At 74.2% G+C, this 1,745-nt stretch carries 2 protein-coding genes and 1 pseudogene; all 3 read left to right on the top strand.

Annotated features, from left to right (window positions below; translation table 11 throughout):
- Window positions 1-235: pseudogene (locus tag HMPREF0591_RS29695) on the top strand (tRNA (adenosine(37)-N6)-threonylcarbamoyltransferase complex dimerization subunit type 1 TsaB); the annotation flags it as partial.
- Entirely contained in the window at window positions 232-699 is a 468-nt protein-coding gene (rimI, locus tag HMPREF0591_RS29690) for a ribosomal protein S18-alanine N-acetyltransferase (protein WP_007172581.1), read from the top strand. The pseudogene HMPREF0591_RS29695 and the gene rimI, both read left to right, overlap by 4 nt.
- Window positions 696-1,730 (top strand): tRNA (adenosine(37)-N6)-threonylcarbamoyltransferase complex transferase subunit TsaD, encoded by a 1,035-nt coding sequence (gene tsaD / locus HMPREF0591_RS29685; protein WP_007172580.1) that lies wholly within the window; start codon window positions 696-698, stop codon window positions 1,728-1,730. The genes rimI and tsaD overlap by 4 nt, the downstream gene beginning before the upstream one ends.
- Window positions 1,731-1,745: the final 15 nt, after the last annotated feature.

The following is a 1,745-nucleotide window of genomic DNA, read 5'->3' as shown; positions in this document are numbered from 1 at the left end:
GCGCATCGAGGGGCCCGCGGTCAACGCCCCGGCCGACGTCGACCCGGGCGGGGCCCAGACGGTGGCCGGCTCGCCCGAGCACGCCGCGCTGTTCGACCTGCCGCGCCGCGGGCCGATCAACCCCACGCCGGCCGGGCTCGTCGCCGCGGTGCCCGACTGGTCGCAGCCCCCGCCGCCCCTGGTGGCGCTGTATCTGCGCCGCCCGGACGCCAAACCGATGGCGGCGCGCGGATGACCGCCCCCAGTGAGCCCGTGACGCTCGGCGCGCTGAGCCCCGCCGACGCGGCGCGCTGCGCCGAGCTGGAGAGGCAGCTGTTCGACGGCGACGACCCCTGGCCCGCGGCGGCGTTCAACCGCGAACTGGCCAGCAAGCACAACCACTACGTCGGCGCGCGCGCCGGCGGCACGCTCGTCGGATACGCGGGCATCTCGCGGCTGGGCCGCACCCCGCCGTTCGAATACGAGGTGCACACCATCGGTGTCGACCCGGCCTATCAGGGGCGGGGCATCGGCCGCCGGTTGCTCGACGAGCTGCTGGTCTTCGCCGACGGCGGCGCCGTCTTCCTGGAGGTGCGCACCGACAACGAGGCGGCGATCTCGCTGTACCGCAGCGTGGGCTTCGAGCAGATCGGTCTGCGCAGGCGCTACTACCGCGCCAGCGGCGCCGACGCCTATACGATGCGGCGGGAAGCGCTATGACGATCATCCTGGCCATCGAAACCTCTTGCGACGAAACGGGAGTGGGCATCGCGCGCCTCGCCGGCTCCGGTCCTGGGGGCACCGTGACGCTGCTGGCCGACGAGGTGGCGTCCAGCGTCGACGAGCACGTCCGGTTCGGCGGCGTGGTGCCCGAGATCGCGTCGCGCGCGCACCTGGAAGCGCTCGGCCCGACGATGCGTCGCGCCTTGGCGGCGGCCGGCGTGGGCAAGCCGGACGTCGTCGCCGCCACGATCGGGCCGGGACTGGCCGGCGCCCTGCTGGTCGGGGTGGCCGCGGCCAAGGCGTACGCGGCGGCCTGGGGGGTGCCGTTCTACGCCGTCAACCACCTGGGCGGGCACCTGGCCGCCGACGTCTACGAACATGGCCCGCTGCCCGAGTGCGTGGCGCTGCTGGTCTCCGGTGGACACACCCACCTGCTGCACGTGCGTTCGCTCGGTGAGCCGATCGCCGAGCTGGGCAGCACCGTCGACGACGCCGCCGGCGAGGCCTACGACAAGGTGGCCCGCCTGCTGGGGCTGGGCTATCCCGGCGGCAAGGTGCTCGACGACCTGGCCCGCACGGGCGACCGCGACGCCATCACCTTCCCGCGCGGCATGACCGGCCCCGGCGACGACCCGTACGCCTTCAGCTTCTCGGGTCTCAAGACGGCCGTGGCCCGCTATTTGGAAAGCCACCCGGACGCGGTGAACGCCGACGTCGCGGCGGGATTTCAGGAGGCGGTCGCCGACGTGCTCACGATGAAGGCGGTGCGCGCGGCGACGGGCCTCGGCGTCTCGACGTTGCTGATCGCCGGGGGGGTGGCCGCCAATTCGCGGCTGCGGAAGCTGGCCGAGCAGCGGTGCGCGGCGGCCGGGCTGACGCTGCGGATCCCCGGGCCGCGGCTGTGCACCGACAACGGGGCGATGATCGCGTCCTTCGCCGCGCACCTGGTGGCCGCCGGGGCGCCGCCCTCCCCGCTGGACGTGCCCAGCGACCCGGGGCTTCCGGTGGTAAAAGCCCAGGTCAGCTGATCGCCCGTAGCGAAC

The sequence above is a fragment of the Mycobacterium parascrofulaceum ATCC BAA-614 genome, assembly GCF_000164135.1.
Classification (GTDB): Bacteria; Actinomycetota; Actinomycetes; order Mycobacteriales; family Mycobacteriaceae; genus Mycobacterium; species Mycobacterium parascrofulaceum.
The sequence above is the reverse complement of the archived record's forward strand: the minus strand, read 5'-3'. Positions and strand labels throughout refer to the sequence as shown.